The 21,270-nt window shown below is 56.2% G+C and carries 25 protein-coding genes; 7 read left to right on the top strand and 18 right to left on the bottom strand.

Features of this window, described 5'->3' with window-relative positions; translation table 11 throughout:
• Window positions 1-8: 8 nt before the first annotated feature.
• From VHE10_02070 to VHE10_01995, 16 genes are all read right to left on the bottom strand, one after another.
• Entirely contained in the window at window positions 9-527 is a 519-nt protein-coding gene (locus VHE10_02070; protein ID HVU06550.1) for a prepilin-type N-terminal cleavage/methylation domain-containing protein, read from the bottom strand.
• Window positions 511-972 (bottom strand): hypothetical protein, encoded by a 462-nt coding sequence (locus VHE10_02065; GenBank protein HVU06549.1) that lies wholly within the window; start codon window positions 970-972, stop codon window positions 511-513. Before VHE10_02065 ends, VHE10_02070 begins: the two co-directional genes overlap by 17 nt.
• Window positions 973-1,440 (bottom strand): prepilin-type N-terminal cleavage/methylation domain-containing protein, encoded by a 468-nt coding sequence (locus VHE10_02060; GenBank protein HVU06548.1) that lies wholly within the window; start codon window positions 1,438-1,440, stop codon window positions 973-975.
• Entirely contained in the window at window positions 1,441-2,655 is a 1,215-nt protein-coding gene (locus VHE10_02055) for a type II secretion system F family protein (protein ID HVU06547.1), read from the bottom strand.
• 12 nt (window positions 2,656-2,667) lie between these two features.
• Window positions 2,668-4,419 carry an ATPase, T2SS/T4P/T4SS family gene (locus VHE10_02050; protein HVU06546.1) on the bottom strand — a complete coding sequence of 584 codons (1,752 nt, stop codon included), beginning with the start codon at window positions 4,417-4,419 and terminating at the stop codon, window positions 2,668-2,670.
• A 101-nt stretch (window positions 4,420-4,520) separates the two neighbouring features.
• On the bottom strand, window positions 4,521-4,658 hold the full coding sequence (locus VHE10_02045) for a hypothetical protein (GenBank protein ID HVU06545.1): 138 nt from the start codon (window positions 4,656-4,658) through the stop codon (window positions 4,521-4,523).
• A gap of 45 nt (window positions 4,659-4,703) precedes the next feature.
• A complete protein-coding gene (locus tag VHE10_02040) occupies window positions 4,704-4,991 on the bottom strand; it encodes a hypothetical protein (protein ID HVU06544.1) in 288 nt (95 codons plus the stop codon).
• 6 nt (window positions 4,992-4,997) lie between these two features.
• Window positions 4,998-5,783 carry a hypothetical protein gene (locus VHE10_02035; GenBank protein ID HVU06543.1) on the bottom strand — a complete coding sequence of 262 codons (786 nt, stop codon included), beginning with the start codon at window positions 5,781-5,783 and terminating at the stop codon, window positions 4,998-5,000.
• A 26-nt stretch (window positions 5,784-5,809) separates the two neighbouring features.
• Window positions 5,810-7,366 (bottom strand): tail fiber domain-containing protein, encoded by a 1,557-nt coding sequence (locus VHE10_02030; protein ID HVU06542.1) that lies wholly within the window; start codon window positions 7,364-7,366, stop codon window positions 5,810-5,812.
• A 6-nt stretch (window positions 7,367-7,372) separates the two neighbouring features.
• On the bottom strand, window positions 7,373-7,621 hold the full coding sequence (locus tag VHE10_02025; GenBank protein HVU06541.1) for a hypothetical protein: 249 nt from the start codon (window positions 7,619-7,621) through the stop codon (window positions 7,373-7,375).
• Between the two features lie 16 nt (window positions 7,622-7,637).
• On the bottom strand, window positions 7,638-8,861 hold the full coding sequence (locus VHE10_02020) for a hypothetical protein (protein HVU06540.1): 1,224 nt from the start codon (window positions 8,859-8,861) through the stop codon (window positions 7,638-7,640).
• 8 nt (window positions 8,862-8,869) lie between these two features.
• Entirely contained in the window at window positions 8,870-9,361 is a 492-nt protein-coding gene (locus VHE10_02015; protein ID HVU06539.1) for a CDP-archaeol synthase, read from the bottom strand.
• Between the two features lie 3 nt (window positions 9,362-9,364).
• Window positions 9,365-10,726 (bottom strand): hypothetical protein, encoded by a 1,362-nt coding sequence (locus VHE10_02010; GenBank protein HVU06538.1) that lies wholly within the window; start codon window positions 10,724-10,726, stop codon window positions 9,365-9,367.
• Between the two features lie 12 nt (window positions 10,727-10,738).
• Window positions 10,739-12,010: a hypothetical protein gene (locus tag VHE10_02005; protein HVU06537.1), complete on the bottom strand. Its 1,272-nt coding sequence runs from the start codon at window positions 12,008-12,010 to the stop codon at window positions 10,739-10,741.
• A gap of 1 nt (window position 12,011) precedes the next feature.
• On the bottom strand, window positions 12,012-13,340 hold the full coding sequence (locus tag VHE10_02000; GenBank protein HVU06536.1) for a hypothetical protein: 1,329 nt from the start codon (window positions 13,338-13,340) through the stop codon (window positions 12,012-12,014).
• A gap of 37 nt (window positions 13,341-13,377) precedes the next feature.
• Window positions 13,378-13,884 (bottom strand): hypothetical protein, encoded by a 507-nt coding sequence (locus tag VHE10_01995; GenBank protein HVU06535.1) that lies wholly within the window; start codon window positions 13,882-13,884, stop codon window positions 13,378-13,380.
• A gap of 77 nt (window positions 13,885-13,961) precedes the next feature.
• Between VHE10_01995 and nusA the strand changes: the two genes are divergently transcribed.
• From nusA to VHE10_01970, 5 genes are all read left to right on the top strand, one after another.
• On the top strand, window positions 13,962-15,200 hold the full coding sequence (nusA, locus tag VHE10_01990) for a transcription termination factor NusA (protein ID HVU06534.1): 1,239 nt from the start codon (window positions 13,962-13,964) through the stop codon (window positions 15,198-15,200).
• Between the two features lie 17 nt (window positions 15,201-15,217).
• Window positions 15,218-15,757: an inorganic diphosphatase gene (locus VHE10_01985; protein HVU06533.1), complete on the top strand. Its 540-nt coding sequence runs from the start codon at window positions 15,218-15,220 to the stop codon at window positions 15,755-15,757.
• 116 nt (window positions 15,758-15,873) lie between these two features.
• A complete protein-coding gene (locus VHE10_01980) occupies window positions 15,874-16,491 on the top strand; it encodes a hypothetical protein (protein HVU06532.1) in 618 nt (205 codons plus the stop codon).
• Between the two features lie 23 nt (window positions 16,492-16,514).
• On the top strand, window positions 16,515-16,733 hold the full coding sequence (locus VHE10_01975; protein HVU06531.1) for a hypothetical protein: 219 nt from the start codon (window positions 16,515-16,517) through the stop codon (window positions 16,731-16,733).
• Between the two features lie 95 nt (window positions 16,734-16,828).
• Window positions 16,829-17,833 (top strand): trigger factor, encoded by a 1,005-nt coding sequence (locus tag VHE10_01970; protein ID HVU06530.1) that lies wholly within the window; start codon window positions 16,829-16,831, stop codon window positions 17,831-17,833.
• 31 nt (window positions 17,834-17,864) lie between these two features.
• Here VHE10_01970 and VHE10_01965 read toward each other — a convergent pair whose 3' ends face one another.
• Both VHE10_01965 and VHE10_01960 read right to left on the bottom strand, forming a co-directional pair.
• The gene (locus tag VHE10_01965; GenBank protein ID HVU06529.1) at window positions 17,865-18,023 is read right to left on the bottom strand and encodes a hypothetical protein; all 159 of its coding nucleotides are present in this window, start codon (window positions 18,021-18,023) and stop codon (window positions 17,865-17,867) included.
• 45 nt (window positions 18,024-18,068) lie between these two features.
• Complete coding sequence (locus VHE10_01960) at window positions 18,069-18,983, bottom strand: RsmE family RNA methyltransferase (protein HVU06528.1); 915 nt, start codon at window positions 18,981-18,983, stop codon at window positions 18,069-18,071.
• On the opposite strand from VHE10_01960, the gene VHE10_01955 reads away from it, so the two are divergent.
• Both VHE10_01955 and rny read left to right on the top strand, forming a co-directional pair.
• On the top strand, window positions 18,864-19,442 hold the full coding sequence (locus tag VHE10_01955; protein HVU06527.1) for an ATP-dependent Clp protease proteolytic subunit: 579 nt from the start codon (window positions 18,864-18,866) through the stop codon (window positions 19,440-19,442). The genes VHE10_01960 and VHE10_01955 overlap by 120 nt on opposite strands.
• Before the next feature lie 241 nt (window positions 19,443-19,683).
• Window positions 19,684-21,213 carry a ribonuclease Y gene (rny, locus tag VHE10_01950; protein ID HVU06526.1) on the top strand — a complete coding sequence of 510 codons (1,530 nt, stop codon included), beginning with the start codon at window positions 19,684-19,686 and terminating at the stop codon, window positions 21,211-21,213.
• Window positions 21,214-21,270 lie beyond the last annotated feature (57 nt).

Genomic DNA, 21,270 nt, shown 5'->3' with positions numbered 1-21,270 from the left:
GGCCTTAGTTATTCAAGATATGAGCCTCGCAGGACGTACGTGCCGTAGAAGTTAAGCGCCGGCACGGTTGTGGAAGCATCGGGAGCGAGCGTCATCTCTATCCTCACTGCCGTGGTCGAAGCCTGCGAGAATTTCCAGAACGTCAGGTTCGAAACCTGCATGTTGTCGGATGTCACGCTTCCGGCGTATACGCCGTCCTGCTCGACTTTGACCATGCCGTCGGCGGACAGATAGAATTTCGTCGTCGAAGACGTGCCGTCGGCATTCTTCATGATGAGAGCGAGCTTGCCTGAGCTCGCGGAGAGCGTACTGTTCACGATATCGATGGACGTAGCGCGGCGGATGTCGCGCGAGAAGCGACTGAATGCCGATATGGCCGCAGAGTTTATGTCGAGGAATGCGCGGGCGCGGCGCTCTGATTTCGATATCTGTGAGACCGCCGCCGCGAGCGCGCTGAAGAGGAGCGCGATGAGCGCGATATAGACGAGCATCTCGACGAGAGTATATCCTTTAGATGTTCGTGACATAAGCCTTATATGTTACGGTCGTCGTGGCGCCGCGATACGACCACGAGACGCTCGATTCGGTAAGGAGCGTATTCGCGTCGACGGTCCCGCCCGACGCGACGATGTCGTCGGACGAATTCCTTGATACCTGATAGACCCTTATGGTGCGGTAGAAATCGCCGTCGATCCTTTCAGGAGTCGTCGTGACGCTCCAGGCCGAGACGCCGACGGCCAGATATCGCGCCGTACCGGAAGGAATGCCGGAAAGGTTGTTCCAGCCCGCGGCCTTGATGAAGCGCATCGCCTCGAGGCCCTCTTCGGCGAGGAGGTCGCCCTTGATGAACAACATATTCCTTTCATGGACGCGCGTGAGGACAGCGAAGCTGCCGAGGAATGCGAGAGCGACGACGGCCATGATGGACGCGGCGACCACGACTTCGAGAATCACTGATCCTTTGGGATTCATCTATTGGATGCTTACGAGCCCCGTATTCTGTATGGAGACCGTCTTTTTCTGGACACCGGGGAGGCCAGGAAGGTACAGGTCAATTGTACCAGACGCCGACGCGTTCCCCGTCACGCGGGTGAACGTGACCGTGCGCATGGACGAAGACGAGGAAGCGGCCACGGGATAAGGGAACGTGAACGTCTCGTTCCCCGGGGTGGACGAAGAGAACGAAGAGCCCTTGAAGACCGTGAATATGTTCGTGTCGGTCTTCACGCCGTACTGGGAGGCGGAAACAGAGGCGAGGGTGCGCGCGCGGGCGTCGCGGAGCGCGCCGGCGAGAGCCGAAGCCGAGGCGGCGAGGCTTTGCGCGCGCGAGAAGTTCACATAGGACTGGACGGAAACGCCCACGACCAGGCTAAGAATGGCGATGACGAGGAGGAGCTCGACGATATTGAATCCGCGCGTTGTGGGAACAGGAGTTTTCATCTATATAGCGCTCGAGAGCGAGTAGATCGGCGATATCATGGCGAGCGCGAAGAAACCGACGCCGATGCCGATGATCACCATGAGCACAGGCTCGATGATAGTGGACATGTCCTTGGTCTTTTCCTCAACTTCGGCTTCATAGAACGACGCGACTTCGAGGAGAGTCTTCGAGAGCGTGCCTGTCTCCTCTCCCACCCCGATCATCTCGGCTATGAATGCCGGATATATGTCTTCGCGGCTGACGAAAAGCGACTGGAGCGTGGAGCCTTTTTGTATATCATCGGCGGCTTTCTGGAGCATCGCGCGATAATGGATGTTCTGGACGACGTCGCCCGTGATGCGGAGCGCCGCGACGACATCGACACCCGACGCGAGCATGGACGAAAGGGTTCGGGCCGTGCGGGCGGTATTTATATTGACCGCGATCTTGCCGGTGATAGGTAGCTTGAGGATGAGCTTGTGGATCGCCCTCTTGCCTCCGGCGGTCTTCGCCAATGCATATACGCCAAGGACGACGAGGATAAGCGCGACAAGGACGATGAGCCAGTAATGGCTGAAGAAATCGCTCGCCGCGATGACGGAGCGGGTAGCGAGAGGAAGCTCGGTATTGAATGAAGCGAACGTCGCGGTCAATTTCGGCACGACGAATACGAACATCATGACGCCGATCGCCGCCATGACGGTAAGGATGATAGCTGGATATATCATCGCGCCGCGGACTTTTTTCTGGAGGTTATGCGATTTCTCCAGCTGGTCCGCGACGATCAAAAGGGACTGGGAGAGCGATCCGGATTCTTCGCCCACGGCGACCATGGACGTGAGGAACGGCGGGAAATACTTCGGGAACGCTGCCAGAGCCTGGGAAAAGCTCGACCCTTTGGAGAGAGAGTCTTCGAGAGACGCAATGATCCCCTTCCACTGCTTCTTATTCATCTGGCGATCGAGGACCGCGAGCGAGCGCGACAGAGGAAGGCCCGCCTTGATCATAGCGGAGAGATTCTTGGCAAAAAGGATCCTGTCTTCGGCCTTTATGCCGCCGAGGCTAATCGATGCGAAGCGCTTGAGCGCGTTCGGCTTCGATCTCTTGTCGGAAACGGAGAGCACGGTCTCGCCGCGGGCATGGAGCTCTTTATAAAGAGCGAATTTGTCGGCAGCCTCGAGCGTATCCTCGTAATGGGTGCCGTCTTTTCGAACCGCTGTGTATGAGAAAAGCATTTTGTTCGAGATCTATTCGGAAACCACGCGGAGAACCTCTTCGATCGTCGTCAGGCCCTGAGCGGCGGAGAATATGCCGTCTTCGAGCATGGTGATCATTCCCTCTTTCTTGGCCTGCGCCTCGATCTCGGCGGACGTCGCTCCTTTCATGATCAGCTCCCTGATCGTCGGCGTCATCTTGAGCACTTCATGGATGCCGACGCGGCCCTTGTATCCGTCATTGTCGCCTTCGGCGCGAGGGGAGCCGAACATGACCTTAGCCCAATCGTCCTTCGGACCGATGATCTTCTCGTCGCGGAGAAGCGCGAGCATGCGGTCAAGATCCACGACCTTGCCCAATGCGCCGAGCTCGGCCTTAGTCAAAGGCTTGAGGTCTTTATTGTCCGCGAGGCGCCGCACGAGGCGCTGGCCGATGACGACGGCAAGCGTTGAAGCGAGCAGGAACGGCTCGATCTTCATATCCATGAGGCGCGGCATGGAGCCCGCGGCGGAATTGGTATGAAGGGTCGAAAGCACGAGGTGACCCGTAAGAGCCGCGTTCACGGCAAGGGACGCCGTCTCGTTGTCGCGGATCTCGCCTACCATGATGATGTCCGGATCCTGGCGGACAAGGGATCGGAGGCCCGACGCGAACGTGAATCCGATGTCGGGGCGGACCTGGGTCTGGTTCACGCGCGGCATCTGATATTCGACAGGATCTTCGACCGTCGCGATATTCACGTCGGGCTGGTTCAGGATATCGAGGACCGTATAGAGCGTCGTCGATTTGCCCGAACCCGTAGGGCCTGTAGCCAGGATCATGCCCGTCGCCAATCGCGTCGCATCGTGGATCCGTTCAAGCGCAGGGCCGTGGAAACCGAGATGCTCGAGCGTGAATCCGGAAACCGATTCACGGAGCAGGCGCATCACCGTCTTTTCGCCATAGAACGTCGGCATGATAGAGACGCGGAGCGAGACTTTCTCGCCGTTCATCTCTACTTTGAATCGTCCGTCCTGCGGAAGGCGCTTCTCGTCGAGCTTGAGGTTCGAGAGCACCTTGATGCGCGCCGTGATGGACATCTCGGCTTCTTTCGGCAGGACCATAGCGTCGTGGAGGAGGCCGTCTATGCGGTAGCGGACCAAAAGCTCTTTTTCCAGAGGCTCGATATGTATATCGGATGCGCCCTGGATGATGGCATGCTTTAAGAGCGTATCCACGATGCGGATGACCGGCAGGTCCTCGGCCATCTTCTTCAGGTCGTCGCCGCTCTTCCCTTTCGAACCGATCTCCTCGGAGAGCGCTTTCAGAGTCGCGGTCTCGTTTTTTATGAGATCGCCGAATTCGGCCTTAAGGCTCTTCTGATATTGGAGAAGGACCGATTTTATGGATTCGGTATCGGTGAGGCGCGAGAGGATCTTGAGGCCGGTCTTCTTCTTTATGAAATCGATGGCCGAAAGGTCGTCGGTGTCGAGCATGGCAACCTCGAGAGCCGAAGGGTCTTTCTTGAACGCGACGATATTATGGTTTCGCGCGATCGGCTCGGGAATGAGAGAGAGGATGGCGAAATCTATTTTCTGGCCCTTGAGATCCACGAACGGGATGCCAAGGATGTATGCCTGCATCTTGCGGAGATCGTCTTCGGATATCTTTCCGTGGTTGACGAGGATCTCTCCGAGACCCGTCTTCTTGGCTTTGGCTTCTGTCTGAGCATCGGTCATGTCTTTCTTCGAGACGAGGCCCGAATCAGCGATGAATTGCTTGAGCTGGGATTCTTCGATGTACATAGAGAGAGCGGTGTATCTATTATACCGCAAGACGGGCGCAGACGGCTAAACGGAAAAGAGCGGCCTTTAAGGCCGCTCTCGCAACGCTTCGGGGTATGGGGCTATTTTTCGGCATAATGGAACCCCTGCTCGTCTTCGATGCCTTTGGGAGCCTGCCTTGCCTTGAGCAAGACGAGCCACAGGCCGGTCGCGACGATGACTGCAAACCCCGCTATCACAGGATGGTCTAGAGGGTTCATACTAAGAAAATTATCCCTCGCCTGACAAAGGGCGTCAATCGGCCATTATTGGCTCAAACCAGCGCGGAGATTGTATTCAGTGCCTGAAAGCACGTCCCCCGAAAGATCCTGCTCTGCAGTCGTGGCCCCGCTTTGAGAGCCCGATGACGCCGCATTCTGCTGCGAGCCGCTATTCACAGGAACCGTCGTGACGGGAGTCTGGTCAACGGGCGTCTGAGCGGCCTCTTTCTGGAGATAGAGATAGAACGCGACGAGGCCCAAAGCAGCGAGGAGAGCGACGCCAGCGAGGATCATCCAGTATGCGCGGTTGCTTGAATTTTCTTGTGGGTTCATATGCGTTTATTTATTCGCCTCGGCGGCCTGAAGAACTGTAAGGGCGGCTTTCAAAGCGCCCTGCGCGGCGCGAATGGACGTGCGGGCGATTTCATCAGCCGACTCGAGAGCCGTCGCCGCCGATTCGACCGTCGATCTGCCTGATATCGAAGCAGCGATCGCCGTTACCGCCGCACGCGCGAGGGCGAGCTTGGCGTCCGCCATTGCGAGTTTAGCGTCGGCCTCAGAAGCCGTGCCGGCTGCCGCGCGCGCCTTCACTGCCTCGTTCCTCACGACGATCTTGTCGCGGGCCGCGACGAGCTTATCGATGGCGCCACGAAGCTTATCAGACACGATATTTGCATTCGACGAGAGCTGGTTCGCCGCATCGACCGGAAGGAGCGAAGAGATGGCGCCCGTAGCAGCGCTTGTCGTGCTTTTCACGGGAGCCGTGACGGGCGTATTCGTCTTTCCTGCCGTCGAAGCGCCGGGAGCGTTAAGGCTCGACAAAGGATCAGCCGTCGGCTTTGCCGTGACGTTTCCGACAGGAGCTTCGCCCGATGCCGAAGCGTTGCCGGGAGCCGCCAACGCGGTACCTCCCGAAGAAGCCGCCGTATTGGCGGCAGGCGCCGTCTCAGAGACGACGCTCGCCGAAGAACCTGCTCCGATCGCAGGGGTCGCCGGCGTCGGGGCTACGATGTTCGGAGGGGGCGGAGGCGGCGTTACGGTCTGCTGAGGGATCGCTTGAGCATGGACCGAAGCGGCGGCAAGGAGCGCAGCGGCGGCAGACGATGCTCGATATATGATTTTCATGTGTTTGATCATATTAAGTGTATCAGTTATCTGTCTTTCTTGAGGGCTTCGACTTCCGCCTTGAGCGCCTCGATCTCCTTCTGCTGAGCCTTTACGGCTTCTATGAGAGGAGCGACGAGGTTCTGATATTGGACCGCCTTGTATCCCGTCTTGTCATCGGTGGATACGAGCTCCGGAAATACTTTCTCGACGTCCTGCGCGATGACGCCGACGGAATGTTTGCCCGAATCCTTCCAATCGAATGCGACGCCGTTCAATTTTTCGATCTTCTCGATAGGATCGGCGATAGGCACGATATTCTTCTTGAGCCTCTGGTCCGACATGTTGTTCCACGAGCCCCAATAGTAGCCGTCGCCATAGAGATGTATCGTTCCTCCTCCTCCGCTCGCTACATGAGCGCCGAGCGAGAGGTCGCCGTCGATCTGGACATCGCCCTGCCCTCCGTATGCCGGGCCTCGGACCCAGACATATCCGTCGAGGTATGTCGTCACTCCTCCCTGCGCCCACAGAGCGCCGCCCGTTATATAGAGCGTCGACTGCATGTTCGCACCGCCCGGGAAGAGCGTATACCCGATCTTCGACGAGCCGTTCATATCGAGATAATAGTTCGTGTCGTTGCCGTCATAGATGATGTTCGGACGGATATCATTGAATCGCGACACGCTATGAGGGTCGACATAATAGGCCGAGTTGTCAGTGTCATAGAAGAAGGGCATGTACACGTTGCCGTAGAGCTGGGTCGTGGAATTATCCGTTCGCACTTTCCAGGAGCCGTTCGGCGAAAGGAGGCCGAAGTTGTTCGAACCGGCCGTTCCGTCCCAATAGAGGTAGCCCGTAACCGTTCCCGCGTAGCCGTTCCGAAGGACAAGGCCGTTGGTAGAGTTCAGCGCCCAATAGCTCGCGGATTCCGAATAGAAATGCTTGCCCGTGCTGGTATTGTAGAGGCCTTTGGCTGACGTCGAGTTGTAGAGCCAGTCGTTCGTCTGTATCTCGCCGTTCACGTCGAGCTTGACCGACGGCGTCATGCCGATGCCGACCTTGGCGTTCGATTCGATCGAGATCGCATTGCTGCCGCTGTCCCCCGTCGTGCCGCCGACGTCTATTTTAAGTCCGCCGTTCGCCGCGCGGAGGATGCCGTATCCGTAGTCCGATTCAGGAGGAGCGATAAAGAGGAGGCGCGCCGCGTCGTTCGACTGGATCTGGATAGACGACCTCCATTGGCCGGAATACGAGCCGAAGTTTATCTGGCCGTCAGCGTTATCGAGGATGGTGAGGGTCCTTGAACTAGCGGCCGACCCCGTGGTGCCCAGAATGGCGCCGCCGCCGAGCACATGAAGCTTCGCTCCCGGAGACGTAGCGCCCACGCCGACGTTTCCATATTGAACGATGAGGCCGTTCGTCGCGTTGCCGGTATTCAAGAGGAGTCCGCCTGCTTTCGATTGCGCGGTCGAGGACGTATTGAGAGGCGGAGCAGCATTGCCTGAAGGCGGGGTCGCTCCCGGCCCTGACCACTGCGCAGAGGCGGAAAGAGGCAGGACTGCGGCGAGAGCTATGACGAACGTCTTAAAGATCTTTCGGCTCATGGATTTTTATTGCGCTTGTAATGTTTTTAATATGTCTCCTTCTTCTTTCGATGGAGCGGCGGGAGCGGAAAGAGAATCGATGACTTTCTGGTCAGGCTTTGGGTTCGATGATGCGGTAAGCGTATCGATGACCTGCGCGCGGTATTCGGGAGTATCCTCCATGCCTTTATTATGTGCCCGCATCATAAGCGCGACAAGGCCCGCCACGACGGTAAGGAGAAGGATTGGAATGATCACTTTCGTTGTTTTGCTCATGATTTTATTCTTAGGCTTAGAATTCTTGGAATGCCGGGACGAAGGTCGTCGGCGTGAGGACGATATCTTTGGTATCAGCCGACGCTCCCGCGGCCGTGCCTGTGAGCGTCACCGTGAAATTTCCGGTGAATGCCGGGGCGCCGGAGACCCTCGTCACGCGGATCTTGAGCGTCGTACCCGATGAATACGGGCTACTGATGACGACGCTCGGCGGATTGGCGGAAAAAGCGCTGCCGCCGAGCGAATACGAGAAGGTCGTCGAAGCCGGGGCGGCCGGGAATCCAGTGATCGATATGGTGACCGGATTCGAAAAACCGCCGAATGCGCTCACGAATATGCTCTTCTGCTGGGATGTCGCCTCTCCTGCGTTGAGGAATTGGATGAAAGCGGTTTCGGACGGGCCTAGATCGAAGCCGGGCGGCTGGGAGGCGACGGTGAAACTCGCCGTCTTGGTAACGAGCGTCGAACCGCCGTTCATGCATTGTATCTGGAACGTGTACGGGCCTTCGGTCAGAGGGTCTCCCGATGCGGAACCCGAAGACGTTATGCCGCTTATAGTCGTGAATGCCGTGCCTCCGGAAGAGGTTTTGGAGACCGCGCATGTCGTCCCGACCGGAAGAGTCGTGAGGGTCCACTGGAATGTCGGGATAGTGCCGTAGGGGACCGAACTCGACCCGACGATGGTCGAGCCGCCGCTCGTTATGTCGAGAGACGCGTCGCCGGAGAGGCTGACGGCATAGCTCGCCGCTCCGCAGGAACTGTCAGAGAGGCAATTCCAGCTTATCCAGCCGACCGTATCGCTTCCCCATGCATAGCCGGTGAATGCCGTGCCTGAAAGAGTCACGCCGTAGCCCGTGCCGGAGAGCGCTATCCATCCGTCCCAGCCATTGCCGTCAGCCGCGACGGCTTTGACCCAGCCGATAAGGCTCGATCCGGACATTTGGGCATTTACCGCCGAAGTGCCGCCGCCCGTCGGAAAGCTCGAAAGGCCGCTGAACTGTATCCAGCCGACGTTCGAAGACCACGCATAGCCGTTGAGAGTGCCGTCAGCGTCTTTATTCACGCCATAGTCAGCGGTCGCACAGCTGCTGTCATTGGTACAGTTGAAACTGATCCAACCTATGGTCGACGACCAGGCGAAGCCTGACATATTATGAGCGGAACCGGCCGAAGAGACGGAAGGAAAGGCGAAGATGACCGCCGCGAGAGCGAAAAATATTGCCGCGAATCTATTTTTCATGACTGGCCCTATTGTACCACCCTGATACCGAGCATGACACCCAGTTTACAGAATACAGGATGAATGAAATAGGCAAGGATGACCGCCGCGACATATGCGACAGGGCGCATCGAGCCCATAAAGAGAAGCGCGGCTCCCGATAGGACGACGAAATTGGCACGATCTACCAGAGGAAGCGGACCCCCGTCAGCTACGCCCATCCTTCGCTTTATGAAACTGCCCAGAGCATGCCCAAAAAAGACCCCGAATGCTATGACATAGCCGTATGCTATGCCCCAAACGGACATAAGCGCCCCCGAAAGAGCACAGAGGATGAATCCGATCCAAGTCGTCGACGCGCCCAAAAGCCTCCTCCCGCCGATGGCGATCCGGAAATCGAATGGTGCGTCGAATCTCTCCAGACCGAAGCGGCGCTTAAGCGCGCCGAGTATATTGAGAGCGATATTCACGGCTCCTGCAAGAATTATGAGAGTCTCTGCCTCTTTGAAGAGAGTATCCATAGATCAGTAAGGCATGCCTGACTCGCCTAATCGCGGCAGGAGGATAAGATACGGCGCCCCCGCTTCATGAAAAAGCTCTGCGATGACGGTCAATGAACGAGGGACGCATTCTGAAAAGGAAACATCGGCGTCATATCGCTTCCACCCATCGCTCTCTCCTCGAAAGATAAGGCTGTCTATACGCGCGAGCTTGTGGACAACCGCCGGCTTGGCAAGGTCGAAGCGTGAGACGGCTTCAAGCGAGACACGCGCCGTCGCATTCTTGAACTCGCAGCTCTTCGTACGGATAGAGATAGGGCTATAGGCAGTACCCTCTCCAATCAGGGACGCCAAGCCGCCGATCGTAAGAGAAGAAGTGGTCGCGAACGAGCGTATAGAAAGAGACCCGATCCTCTCGTACGACTGTCCGAGCTCGGTGTCGCCGTAGGTGCCGATGAACGTCTGGATATACGATATCGGCGTCGCGGCATATTGCGCGTCGCGCGCGCCGAGACCGAAGAGAGACGCGAGAGACAACACCCCGGCAATGAGCCCGATGATAGCGGGGACCTTGGGAACACGATCCTCCGAAAGAGCGAACCAGCATATATATATGAGCATTAATCCGAATGCATGACGGAGATATTCCGCTGCTCCGCCCAAAGGCATGCCTGAAAAGCAGACCCCTGCGAGCGCGAAGCCTAGAGGCAAGATCGCGAGCCCGAGCAGAGCCTTCTTGGGCCGCGTCCCAAAAACGAGGAGCCCCAAGACGATGGTCGCCGGAATCGCTTCGTGGTTCGTCGCCCCTCCGTCAAATACGTTCTTTAGCGCGGATACCAGAGCGACGGCAAAGAGGATGACGAGGGAAAGCCTGCGCTCTCTCGCCGCGAAGCGGACAAAGAGCCATATCGCCAGAGAGACGAGCGCGGCGCAATCAGCGAAGCCCGCGAAGCCGATCCACGGCGGCAATGTCTTTGCGTATGCATAGCCGAAATCAGCCGAATTCTCCCATGCGAGCCTCGTATGCTCCGGAACAAGGCCGGCGATCGCACCAAAGGCCGCCTTCATCACATGGCTATGAAAAGGCTGCGTCGTCGAGATGTCGCGCTCGGCGATCGCGACGATGACCCGGTCCGGTCCGGCACCGAACGTCACATACGCATACCATGTGACGACGGCTCCCAGGAGGAATGATGCGCCCAAGGCCCAGAAAAATATCCTCTCCGGTATCCCTGCAGCCGCGCCTTTTTCGCCCTCTCTTCTCCGATAGTAAAGCCGCGCGCCGATAGCGATAAGAACAGCGACGGCAAGGAGCACGACTTTGATCACGCTTCTTCCCGACGCGAATGCGTTGGCTATAGCGTGAAGTATGAAGACGAAGTCCATACCGCGAAGCGCCTAGAATTCCTGGAATTGAGGATTCTTGGAATCAGGATGGACGGTCATGGTGAAATCCGCGCTCTTGCCGCCGCCCGAAGCGGCGATCGTCACCTGACACGGAGACGGGATAGGACTCGAGAAACCGACCCTCACCGCGAGATAGAGATTGCCTGAAGGAGCTGCATACCATCCGCTAGGATTCTGTCGCATGACCGTCGCCGGTGACGACGTATACGGACCGCCGTCGAACGAATAGCCGGAAACGTTCGGGCACGAGGTCGAACTCACTCCAACGGCGACATCGGAGTCGAACCCACCGACCGGATTCACCGTGACTGAAGCGACCTGGGATTCGCCCGACTGGGTTCCGATGAACGTGGCGCTCACGCTGTTCGGACCGGAGATGGTGAAGCCTGTTTGGGCGTTATTATTGTCGCCATTGTTTCCCCCGCCGCCATATGTGCATCCGCCGACCTGGCCGTAATTGTTGGCATTCGGATCCTCGCATACATTCTGCGGAGGATACGAGCACGAGCCTTCCTGGCCATAGTTCAAAGCGGACGGATCAGAGCATATCGGCGGATAGTCGCACGGAAGGCTTCCGCCATAGTTCGATGCCGAAGGGTCCTGGCATATAGTCACTGCAGGAGGATAGTCACAATCTCCCGGCTGGCCATAGTTTAGAGCCGCTGGGTCGTTGCAATACTGAATCGGCACATATTGGCATGGAAGCGAATTGCCGTAGTTAGAAGCGGACGGATCCGTGCAGAGAGCCGGAGGATAGTCGCACGGAAGGCTTCCGCCATAGTTCGATGCCGAAGGGTCCTGGCATGTATTCGGCGCGCATTGGGCATTTATGGCCACGACGCTGCCGTCAGGGCATTGTTTCGTCGTCGGAGGGCATTGGGCAGAGATATCAACCGTGCTGCCGTCAGGGCATTGTTTGGTGAGCGGAGGACACGAATCGTTTATGGCGACGACGCTGCCGTCCTGACATACCTTTGTGGTCGGAGGGCACTGCTGTCCCTCCGGGACCGTAGAGCCGTCAGGGCACTGAGTATCCATGCTGACGGAACCACCTCCTCCTCCATTGTCTCCGCCCTCATTAGGAGGCCAGAACTCGACGCGAACGCCGTCTATGTAGAGCGCGTCCGTATTAGGGTTAAAGCTATAGCCTCCAAAGCCGTAGTACCACTGAGCCGAAGCCGCATGCGGCACGACGATCAGCGCCAAGACGAGCACCGCTGCTGCGACCGAAACGTATTTCAACAGGTTCTTCATATGTTTCATATTAGAGTTGTTTCCTGTGCTTCTTTTCCCAGACCAGAAGCGCGGCGATCGCGAGGAGAGCGAGCGCGACGATGCCGGCGTATGTGGCCGTATCCTCTCCTGAGCTCTGGTCGCAAGAGCCGTCATCGCATGAATAGACGACCGATTTCGCGGCGATGACGCTTCCGTCCGCGGCATACGCGGTAAGGGCGAGCGTAAGAGGATTCTCGGCTTTTATATTCGGAAGTATATTGCCGATGAACTGAAGGAAGGGATTCGATGGGGTCTTGTGGAAAGCGCCTGAATATACGACGGAGCCTTTCGCATCGGTAAGAGTCACTTTTACCGCGGTCGCAGGGAGATTTCCGTTAGAGCTGTCGGCGATGCAGCCGAATACGGGAGTTGCGCCCGACGACGAGAGGGGAAAATCAGAGAGCACGAGCGATCGAACGACCGGTTCAGGCTTGTCTGTCCTGTTCAATCGCACGGCTACGCGCGAGACCTTCGATTGGTCGACGAGCTCGCCGACGACGAGATAGGTTCCCTTCTCCGCTCCGCTGAACGAATAGGATACAGCCTGCGTTCCACCCGCAGGGATAGTCACCGCCTCCGATTTCGTCGTTACGAGAGCGGCCTCGTCCGCGAAATAAGAGCTATAGACCCTCCAGCGCATCGTCGCCGATACCGCCTTTGAATGAGTGCTCTGGGCCACGACAGACACGGCATTCGAGGCCGATCTTACGTCGGCGACAAGATTGGCGAACGGCTTGGCTCCGTTGACGGCGACCGAAGAAGGCTTCAGGAACGAGACTTCCTTTGTTCCGCCTGCGATGCGGACCGGATAGCTTCCTGCCGGCACGCCGAGATATTCGTTCCCCCCTACGGCCGAATCGCCTGAATTAGCGAAGATATCGACGCGATACGGCCCTGCTACGAGATTTGCCGGCATATGCCACGCAAGGGCGATCTCTCGGGATTCGCCGGTCGAAAGAGAGACTCCTTTGGCCAGATCGATGCGGGCGACGGTATCGGTAGCCATCGCATATGCGTCGCCGGCCTTCTGAGCGAGCTTCGAGATGCGTGCGACGACATCCATGCCCCTTACCGGATAGGCGTTCTCGTTCGAAAGAGTGACAGAGAGGTCCAGATCCCCGCCTGCGACAGGAACTTCGCCTATGGGCGCAATGCGCGCCTTGACCCCGTTCAGCACGAGATCGCAGGAAGCGGGCACCGGTAACGTGGCGGTCCCCTTCGGGATCGCGGTGGCGCCGAAAGCAGCGGCTTGCGGCATGAGCAGTATCGCGATGATAAGCCCCCCTCGAAGGGCAAAAGTGCTTCTTATTTTTTTCATACGGATTAATTGTATCACGCGTATGCAGCCGTCAATCCTAGAACTCCCCTGTATCAGGGCGAGCGTCTACGATCTCGAGAGAGCCCAAGACCCCGTTCGCGTACCTGGCAACGTTTCGATCGGGCATGCCGAAGGTAGAGACGACGATGTCATAGAGCCCCGACTGGAATGCGAACGCGCTTTCCCGACCTTTTTCTCCCTGCCATTCAAATGCCAGGCCGTCTATATGATTGAATGTAGCGTCCTTTTCGTCGAACATGTTAGAGCCGAATTCCCTCGCGATGCGGAAAGAGATGTCCTCTCCGGGAAACGTATCGTTCCTGTAACGGCGTATAAGGACGACTTCTTTGTCCAAGGAAGAATCACTGATATCGAGGCCGTCGCCGTTAGCTGAATTGCGGACGAGGAGATCTGAAGCGTGGCTAAAGCGTATACCGAGGTCGAGAGACTGATACGATGTATCGAAAAGCGTCGTATTCATGAAGAAATAATAGGCTCCCGCACAGACAAGCAGTATGAACAAGAGGGCGGCAAATGCTTTCATACATATATTGTACTATACGCATGAAAGCATCCCTTACGGGTGCCGGAATTCGATTTGACATATTTCGGCGAAGTGATATGATAGAAATATCAGAGAAGTCCGCGCAGTTCGTCCATGGGGGCGGACTTTCTTTATTAAAAGCCCTTATAGCAGAAAAAATGCTTTTCGACCTTAAAACGATTCATTCCGTCCTCGGCCAGCTCGAGGAGGAGCGTGGCATACCGAAAGAGAAGATCATCGAGGCTATCGAGATGGCTCTCGCGACCGCATATAAGAAAGAATACGGCAAGCGGGGACAGATCGTGCGCGCGACGTTCGATTTGAGCACGGGCGCGACCGAATTCTTTCAGGTGAAAATCGTCGTGGATGACACCAAGGTCCTCGATATCCCTGAAGAAGAGGAGATGCCGGAGCTCGCCGCGGACGACGAGCGCGTCCGCTACAACCCGGAGCATCATATCTGGATCGACGAAGCGCGCCTCATCAAGAAGAACGCCGTCCTCGACGAAGAGATGCTCTTCCCTCTCGAGCCGAAGGAAGATTTCGGCCGCATCGCCGCTCAGACCGCGAAGCAGGTCATCATCCAGAAGATACGCGAGGCTGAAAAGGTCTCGGTCCTCGGCGAATACGGCAAGCGCGAAGGCGACATAGTATCGGGCACCGTCCAGCGCATCGAGCGCGGCACGATATTCATAGACATGGGCCGCGCCATGGGCGTGCTTCCTTTCGAAGAACAGATCCGAAGCGAGCACTACAAGCAGGGCGAGCGCATCCGCGCATATCTCTTCCGCGTCGAAGAGTCCCCTCGCGGCGTATTCCTCAAGCTCTCGCGATCGCATCCGAAATTCCTCGAAAAGCTTTTTGAAATAGAGGCCCCCGAGATCGCTAACAAGACCGTAGAAGTAAAGGCTGTGGCCCGCGAAGCAGGCTCGCGATCCAAGATTGCCGTTATGTCGAACGACTCCCATATCGACCCTATCGGCTCCCTCGTCGGCCAGCGCGGCGTCCGCGTCACGACCGTAACGTCGGAGCTCGGCGGCGAGAAGATTGATATCATCGAGTGGTCTCCAGACACCAAGAAGTTTATCCAGGACTCGCTCTCCCCTGCGAAGGTCTCTTCCATAGCTTTGGACGAGGCGTCGAAGACCGCGACGGTCGAAGTCGCCGACGACCAGCAGTCGCTCGCTATCGGCAAGGGCGGACAGAACGTGCGCCTCGCCGCAAAGCTGACCGGCTGGAAGATAGACATCCGCCCTATCGGCGGCGAGAAATCTTCGGCAGCCGAAGACGCGGCGGAAGAAGCATCGACTGAATAGGACTTTAACCAGATCATATGAACATCCTTCATTCCATAGCGCCGGGCACCGACGATTCGATCAACGTCATCGTCGAGATCCCTAAAGGCTCTAAGAACAAGTACGAGATAGACAAGGCGACAGGCCTCATCGCCCTCGACCGCGTCCTCCATACCGCGCAAGACTTCCCGTACGACTACGGCTTCGTCCCACAGACCCTCTGGCATGACGGCGATCCTCTCGACGTCGTGCTCCTCACGACCCACGCCCTCTTCCCGGGCGTTTTGGTCCGCGTGCGCCCCGTCGCTCTCCTTCATATGACCGATTCGGGCGACCGAGACGACAAATTGATTGCGGTCCCGTGCGACGACCCTCGCTGGAACGACGTTCAGGACCTCGCCGACCTTAACAAGCACACGCTTCTCGAGATCGAGCACTTCTACTCGACGTATAAGAAGCTTCAGAACAAGGAAGTAATCGTAAAGCACTACAAAGGCAAGAAAGAGGCGATCGCCGCATTCAAAGAGGCCATCGAGCTCTATAAAAAGGCGAACAAGGGCGCAAAAGCCAAGAAATAAGGACCTGTTCGCGGAAAACCGCCTCCAGATCATCATCCGAGGCGGTTTTCTTATGACCGTGCTATAATCCTCCGGTAGCATTTTTCCCTGGAAAAGCGCTCATCCCCCATAAAAATATGAAGAAAACCATTATTTTAGGCTCGGCTTTGGCCCTTTCGCTCGCAGGGACGCCCGTTGCCCATGCGCAGGAAGCGATCAGGCCTGTCCCTGCCATGAGGCCTGCGCTCAAAACGATCGCCTCGACTACCCGCGCCGAGATCAAAGAGGTCCGCGTAGAGGCAAAAGAAGCGATCCAGGACAAACGATCGGAGCTCAAGGCGGAGATCGAGGTCCGAAAGGAAGCTCTCGCCCAGAAACGCGCGTCGACTACGGCTGAAATCAAGGTCGCTCGCATAAACGAGACGCTTAAGAATGCCCAAACCCACTTGGCAGCGGAATCGAGCCGCCTCGACGAGATCAAGGAAAAGATAGACAGCCGCATGGACAAGCTCTCCGAGGCAGGCGCGGACGTCTCGAAGGCGCAGGCGAGCCTCGACCTCGCGATCACGGCCATGAATGGCGCCGATGCAAAGATCTCTGCCCTTGCATCCATAGACGCGTCGTCTGCCGACGCCTCGACGGAGATAAAGGCCGCGGTCAAAGACGCCCAGGCCGCGATAGATGCGGCGCAGAAAGCGCTCCTCCAAGTCGTTACGGATATGAGGACCGCCGAGATATCGGTGAAGAAGAGCTAGATTATCCACATTAGAGAATATCCATGGAAAAGAAACGATCAGTCGCTCCGATGATAAGCCTCATCGTCATAGTCGTCATCGTTATCACGACCGGTCTGTATTTCTGGGGCGGCAAGATCGCCATGAAGCCGACCGAGAACGCGGCCGCTACGATAGCTCCCGTATCGTCTTCGGATGATCTCGATTCTCTCGAAAGCGACCTTCGCGCGCCGAATTCCGCTCCGGACGTATCGGGAATCTAGGATTTAAAGAAAGCCCTGCTCCTCTTAATAAGAGGAGCAGGGCTTTTCATAGACAAAAACTGCCTTTGCGGATAGACTTCGGAAACACACAACATATGGCACACCATCATTCGTACAAAGCATCGGTCAAAAAGCTCCCGAAAACGAGCGAAGTCGAGATACAGAGCCAGATCTCCGCGGCTGAATTCGCAGAAGCGGTCAAAGACACCCTTTCTCATATAAAGAAAGACATGGAGCTTCCCGGCTTCCGCAAAGGAACGGCTCCGGAAAAATTAGTTCGGGAGAAGATCGGCGAAGCGGCGCTCTTGAAAGAAGCGGCGGAACATGCCATCTCTCACGCGTACGGCCACATCATCGAAGCAGAAAAGCTCGACGTCGTCGGCTATCCTAAAGTCTCGATCACCAAGATCGCGGAAGGCAATCCTCTCGAATTCACGATCGTGAGCGCGACCGTCCCTGAAATAACGGCATTCGATTACAAAAAGATCTCCGCGAAAGAGAATGCGAAGAAAGCCGAGCCCGTAACCGTTGCGGACGCCGACGTAGAGAAAGCGATCGAGGATATAAAGAAACGGACCGGCACGGCCGAAGTCACCGACGAGTCGGTCAAGAAATGGGGCGAGTTCAAAGACGTCGCCGATTTCAAGGAAAAGCTCCGCGAGAACATCAAGCTCGAGAAGGAGCACCGCGCCATGGAGAAGAAGCGCATCGAGCTCGTAGACGCCCTCACCAAAGACCTGGACGTCGCTATTCCCGACATCCTTATCGAATCGGAGCTCGGCCGCATGACCGAACAGATGAGGCACGATATCGAGCGCATGGGGCTCAAATTCGAAGACTACCTCAAGCACCTCAACAAGACGGCTGATGACCTCCGAAAGGAATGGCGCGCTGACGCGTCGAAGAGAGTCAAGCTCGACCTCATCCTTTCGCATGTAGCCAAAGAGGAAAAGATCTCTGCGGACAAAGCGAAAGTCGAAGCCGAAGCGAAACATGCGTCGGAACACCACAAGGACGTAGATCCGAACCGAGCGCGATCGTACTTCGAGCACATATTCCTCAATCAGGCGGTGTTCGAATTCTTAGAGAAGCAGAAGTAGGAAAACAGCGCCTTTATCTGGGCGCTGTTTTTTATTCTTTCTTCGCGTCGGCTTCGTCGCGGGCCTGGTCTGCTTTTTCTTTTGCGTCGTCAGACTTCGCTTTGGCGAGATCCGCCTTCGCATCAGCCGCATCTTTGTCGGCTTCCTTCGATGCTTTCTCCGCATCGGCTATTTTGTCTGGATCAGCCATATATTCGATCGATTGATTAAAGTAAGCGGCACTGCCGCTCTGATACTACGATCGATAGAGAAAGAGTGTTGCGACGACGATCGCAGCGGTCTCGGCACGAAGAATCGGAAGATCGAGTTTTGCGAGCGCCGCTTTGCGCGATCTGAAAAGCTCCGTCTCGGTATCGCTCCATCCGCCTTCCGGTCCGATGCAGAGGACGACATTGTCTATTTCAAAGACATCGGTCTTGGCCTTCTCGCCGTCAGTGTGGAACGCGACGACGTTCCTCGGCTCAGCGTTCAAAAAATCTTCGAGAGCGACAGGCTCGCGAACGAGAGGGATCGCTCCCCTTCCTGATTGCTCGCAAGCTTCGATGACGATCTTTTTGAGCCGCTTCATATTAAGAGCCTTCTTCTCGCTTCGCTCCGAGACGAGAGGAATGAACTCTGACACGCCGATTTCCGTACATTTTTGGGCGACCAATTCGAAATTGTCCTTTTTTATCAACGACAAAGCCAGAGCAACGTTCCGCTGTGGAACATGTTGCACGGGCCGCGTTTCAATCACGCGAAACAGCACCATGTCCTTTGAAAGAGAAACGATCTCTGAAACGTGTTCTACGTCCGATCCATCAAAGAAAACAGCCTTATCCCCAGCCTGTAACCTGAAAACGCGCCTCAGCTGGTGAGCGAGCTCTGGATCGGAGAGGGTATTATCTTTCTCCGCAAAGATTGCATAACGAACGTAAAAACGATGCAACCTCACAATGATTAGAGTGTACTCCTTCCGCTCGCGCTGGGAACTTGTGTTGCGCTCATTTCTGTTTTTGTATATTGTTCCGATATCAGTAATCAAAAAACCATGTCCATTCTCATCCCTACCGTCATAGAAAAAACGAACCTTGGCGAGCGCGCGTACGACATCTATTCGCGCCTCCTCAAGGAGAACATCATATTCCTCTCCGGACCGATCGATGACCATGTCGCGAACACGGTCATCGCCCAGCTCCTCTTCCTCCAGTCGGAGGATCCTAAAAAAGACATCCACCTCTATGTGAACTCTCCGGGCGGTTCGGTCACGGCAACTCTCGCTATGGTGGACACGATGAATCTCATCAAAAACGATGTCGCGACGTATTGCGTCGGCATCGCCGCATCGGGCGCGGCAGTCGTTCTCGCCGCAGGCAAGAAGGGAAAGCGCTTCATGCTCCCGAATGCCGAAGTTATGATCCATCAGCCGCTCGGCGGAGTCGAAGGCCAGGCATCGGATATCGCCATCACCGCGAAGCACATCCTCAAGACGCGCGAGAACCTCAACAAAATGCTCTCGTCATATACAGGCCGACCTCTCGCCCAGATCGAAAAGGACGTCGAGCGCGATTTCTTCATGGACGCGGACGAAGCGAAAAAGTACGGCATCATAGACAAGATACTTTCCTAGACAAGTAAGAAGGCTCCGAAATATCCCAGGGCTTGGCGGGATTGTTCCGGAGTCTTTTTATTTGCCTAAACGCGCTCTTATATGTACTATGACGTTGTTACCACTTTAAATTCCGGTTGCTGCTTTCCCGCTCTTCTTGAATTCCCTCCCGAATCGCCTTTGTCCCGCCGCTCTCACCCTCTGAAAATCCTAGTCATCAGCACTTCATCCAGATCTCGAAAGACGGCCGCCGCTTAACATAATGTCACTTACGATAGTCATATTCCTCGCGAGCGCGGCAGGCCTCGTAGGAATCGCTTTGGGCTATTACCTGCGCCTCATCATTTCCCTCGGAAAGAAGGGCTCGATGGAGCTGGAAATAAAAAAGATGGAAATGGACGCCGAAGAGGCGGCCAAGAAAGTCGTACTCAAAGCCGAACAGGAAGCGGCCGAGACCTTGAAGACGCTTCGCGAGGAAACAAAAGAAAAGGAAGAAAAGATGAAAGCGTCCGAAGAGCGCCTTTTGAAGCGCGAGGATGCCTTGGATAAACGACAGAAAGACATAGACAACGAAGTCGAGAGCCTTAAATCGAAAATAGCTGAAATCAAGACGATCAAAGACAAGGCCGATACCCTTTTGGGCGAGCGAAGCGCCGCCCTCGAACGCGTTGCCGGACTCTCTGAAGCGCAGGCGCGCGAAGACCTGGTCAAAGACATAGAAGAGAAATATTCCGATGATCTTCTCATTCGGATGAATAAAATGGAGACCGCGAACCAGGAAAAGCTCGAGATGCGCGCGAAAGACATCCTCTCGACCGCGATCCAGCGCCTCGGAAACTCCGTCGCGGCCGACGTGTTCTCGACTTCCATCACCATTCCTTCGGAAGAGATCAAAGGCAAGATCATCGGCAAGGAAGGCCGGAATATCAAGAGCTTCGAGCGCGTAACGGGCGTCGAAGTGATCGTCGACGACACTCCGGGCACTATTACCCTCTCCTCTTTCGATCCTGTTCGGCGCCAGGTCGCTAAAATGGCGCTTGAATCGCTCATCGCCGACGGGCGCATCCAGCCTGCAAAGATCGAAAAGCTCGTCGAAAAGGCCAAGGAAGACATAAATAAGGTCATAAAGGAAAAAGGCGAGCACGCCGCATTCGAAGTCGGCGTCATGAACCTCGACCCCCGCATCATATCGATTTTGGGCCGCCTTCATTTCCGAACGTCGTACGGGCAGAACGTCCTCGCCCATTCGGTTGAAATGGCGCACATCGCTGGCATGATAGCCGAAGAATTGGGCGCGAATGTCCAGATAGCCAAGGCCGGAGCCCTCGTTCATGACATCGGCAAGGCTTTGGACCATGAAGTCCAAGGCACGCATGTGGAAATAGGCCGTCGAATCCTGCAGAAATTCGGCGCTGACGAGGCCATAATCAAGGCTATGCAGGCCCATCATGAAGAATACCCATATGAAACCATCGAATCTGTCATCGTCCAGACAGCCGATGCTATTTCCGGTTCTCGACCGGGCGCGCGCCGCGATTCCGTCGAAAATTATCTCAAGCGATTGCAGGATTTGGAGGCGATCGCCGCCGGGTTCAAGGGCGTCGAGAAAGCATATGCGCTCCAAGCGGGCCGCGAGATACGCGTTTTCGTGAAGCCCGAAGAGGTTTCCGACATCGAAGCCAAAAATATGGGCCGCGGCATCGCGGATAAGATCGAAAAAGATCTCAAATATCCGGGAGAGATCAAAGTCACGGTCATACGCGAATCGCGTGTCGTGGAATTCGCACGTTAAACGGCCTCACAAGGCCGTTTCTCGGCATTCTCATTATTAAGGCTATTTCCTATCAAC

It is taken from the genome of Candidatus Paceibacterota bacterium, from assembly GCA_035546035.1.
Taxonomy (GTDB): Bacteria; Patescibacteriota; Minisyncoccia; order Phycocordibacterales; family UBA6065; genus UBA6065.
This window is presented reverse-complemented; position numbering and strand designations above follow the sequence as displayed.

Coding starts and splice junctions, on each gene's coding strand:
- VHE10_02060 (HVU06548.1), bottom strand. CDS start 1,440: ATGAAAACTCCTGTTCCCACAACGCGCGGATTCAATATCGTCGAGCTC.
- VHE10_02055 (HVU06547.1), bottom strand. CDS start 2,655: ATGCTTTTCTCATACACAGCGGTTCGAAAAGACGGCACCCATTACGAG.
- VHE10_02030 (HVU06542.1), bottom strand. CDS start 7,366: ATGAGCCGAAAGATCTTTAAGACGTTCGTCATAGCTCTCGCCGCAGTC.
- VHE10_01985 (HVU06533.1), top strand. CDS start 15,218: ATGAACATCCTTCATTCCATAGCGCCGGGCACCGACGATTCGATCAAC.
- VHE10_01995 (HVU06535.1), bottom strand. CDS start 13,884: ATGAAAGCATTTGCCGCCCTCTTGTTCATACTGCTTGTCTGTGCGGGA.
- VHE10_02070 (HVU06550.1), bottom strand. CDS start 527: ATGTCACGAACATCTAAAGGATATACTCTCGTCGAGATGCTCGTCTAT.
- VHE10_02040 (HVU06544.1), bottom strand. CDS start 4,991: ATGAACCCACAAGAAAATTCAAGCAACCGCGCATACTGGATGATCCTC.
- VHE10_02015 (HVU06539.1), bottom strand. CDS start 9,361: ATGGATACTCTCTTCAAAGAGGCAGAGACTCTCATAATTCTTGCAGGA.
- VHE10_01960 (HVU06528.1), bottom strand. CDS start 18,983: ATGGTCATCGATCGGTCCGGAGAGGAATATGATGTTCTCCTTGAGGAG.
- VHE10_02000 (HVU06536.1), bottom strand. CDS start 13,340: ATGAAAAAAATAAGAAGCACTTTTGCCCTTCGAGGGGGGCTTATCATC.
- VHE10_02050 (HVU06546.1), bottom strand. CDS start 4,419: ATGTACATCGAAGAATCCCAGCTCAAGCAATTCATCGCTGATTCGGGC.
- VHE10_01980 (HVU06532.1), top strand. CDS start 15,874: ATGAAGAAAACCATTATTTTAGGCTCGGCTTTGGCCCTTTCGCTCGCA.
- VHE10_02010 (HVU06538.1), bottom strand. CDS start 10,726: ATGGACTTCGTCTTCATACTTCACGCTATAGCCAACGCATTCGCGTCG.
- VHE10_01955 (HVU06527.1), top strand. CDS start 18,864: ATGTCCATTCTCATCCCTACCGTCATAGAAAAAACGAACCTTGGCGAG.
- VHE10_01975 (HVU06531.1), top strand. CDS start 16,515: ATGGAAAAGAAACGATCAGTCGCTCCGATGATAAGCCTCATCGTCATA.
- VHE10_02035 (HVU06543.1), bottom strand. CDS start 5,783: ATGAAAATCATATATCGAGCATCGTCTGCCGCCGCTGCGCTCCTTGCC.
- rny (HVU06526.1), top strand. CDS start 19,684: ATGTCACTTACGATAGTCATATTCCTCGCGAGCGCGGCAGGCCTCGTA.
- VHE10_01970 (HVU06530.1), top strand. CDS start 16,829: ATGGCACACCATCATTCGTACAAAGCATCGGTCAAAAAGCTCCCGAAA.
- VHE10_02020 (HVU06540.1), bottom strand. CDS start 8,861: ATGAAAAATAGATTCGCGGCAATATTTTTCGCTCTCGCGGCGGTCATC.
- nusA (HVU06534.1), top strand. CDS start 13,962: ATGATAGAAATATCAGAGAAGTCCGCGCAGTTCGTCCATGGGGGCGGA.
- VHE10_01965 (HVU06529.1), bottom strand. CDS start 18,023: ATGGCTGATCCAGACAAAATAGCCGATGCGGAGAAAGCATCGAAGGAA.
- VHE10_02025 (HVU06541.1), bottom strand. CDS start 7,621: ATGAGCAAAACAACGAAAGTGATCATTCCAATCCTTCTCCTTACCGTC.
- VHE10_02065 (HVU06549.1), bottom strand. CDS start 972: ATGAATCCCAAAGGATCAGTGATTCTCGAAGTCGTGGTCGCCGCGTCC.
- VHE10_02005 (HVU06537.1), bottom strand. CDS start 12,010: ATGAAACATATGAAGAACCTGTTGAAATACGTTTCGGTCGCAGCAGCG.
- VHE10_02045 (HVU06545.1), bottom strand. CDS start 4,658: ATGAACCCTCTAGACCATCCTGTGATAGCGGGGTTTGCAGTCATCGTC.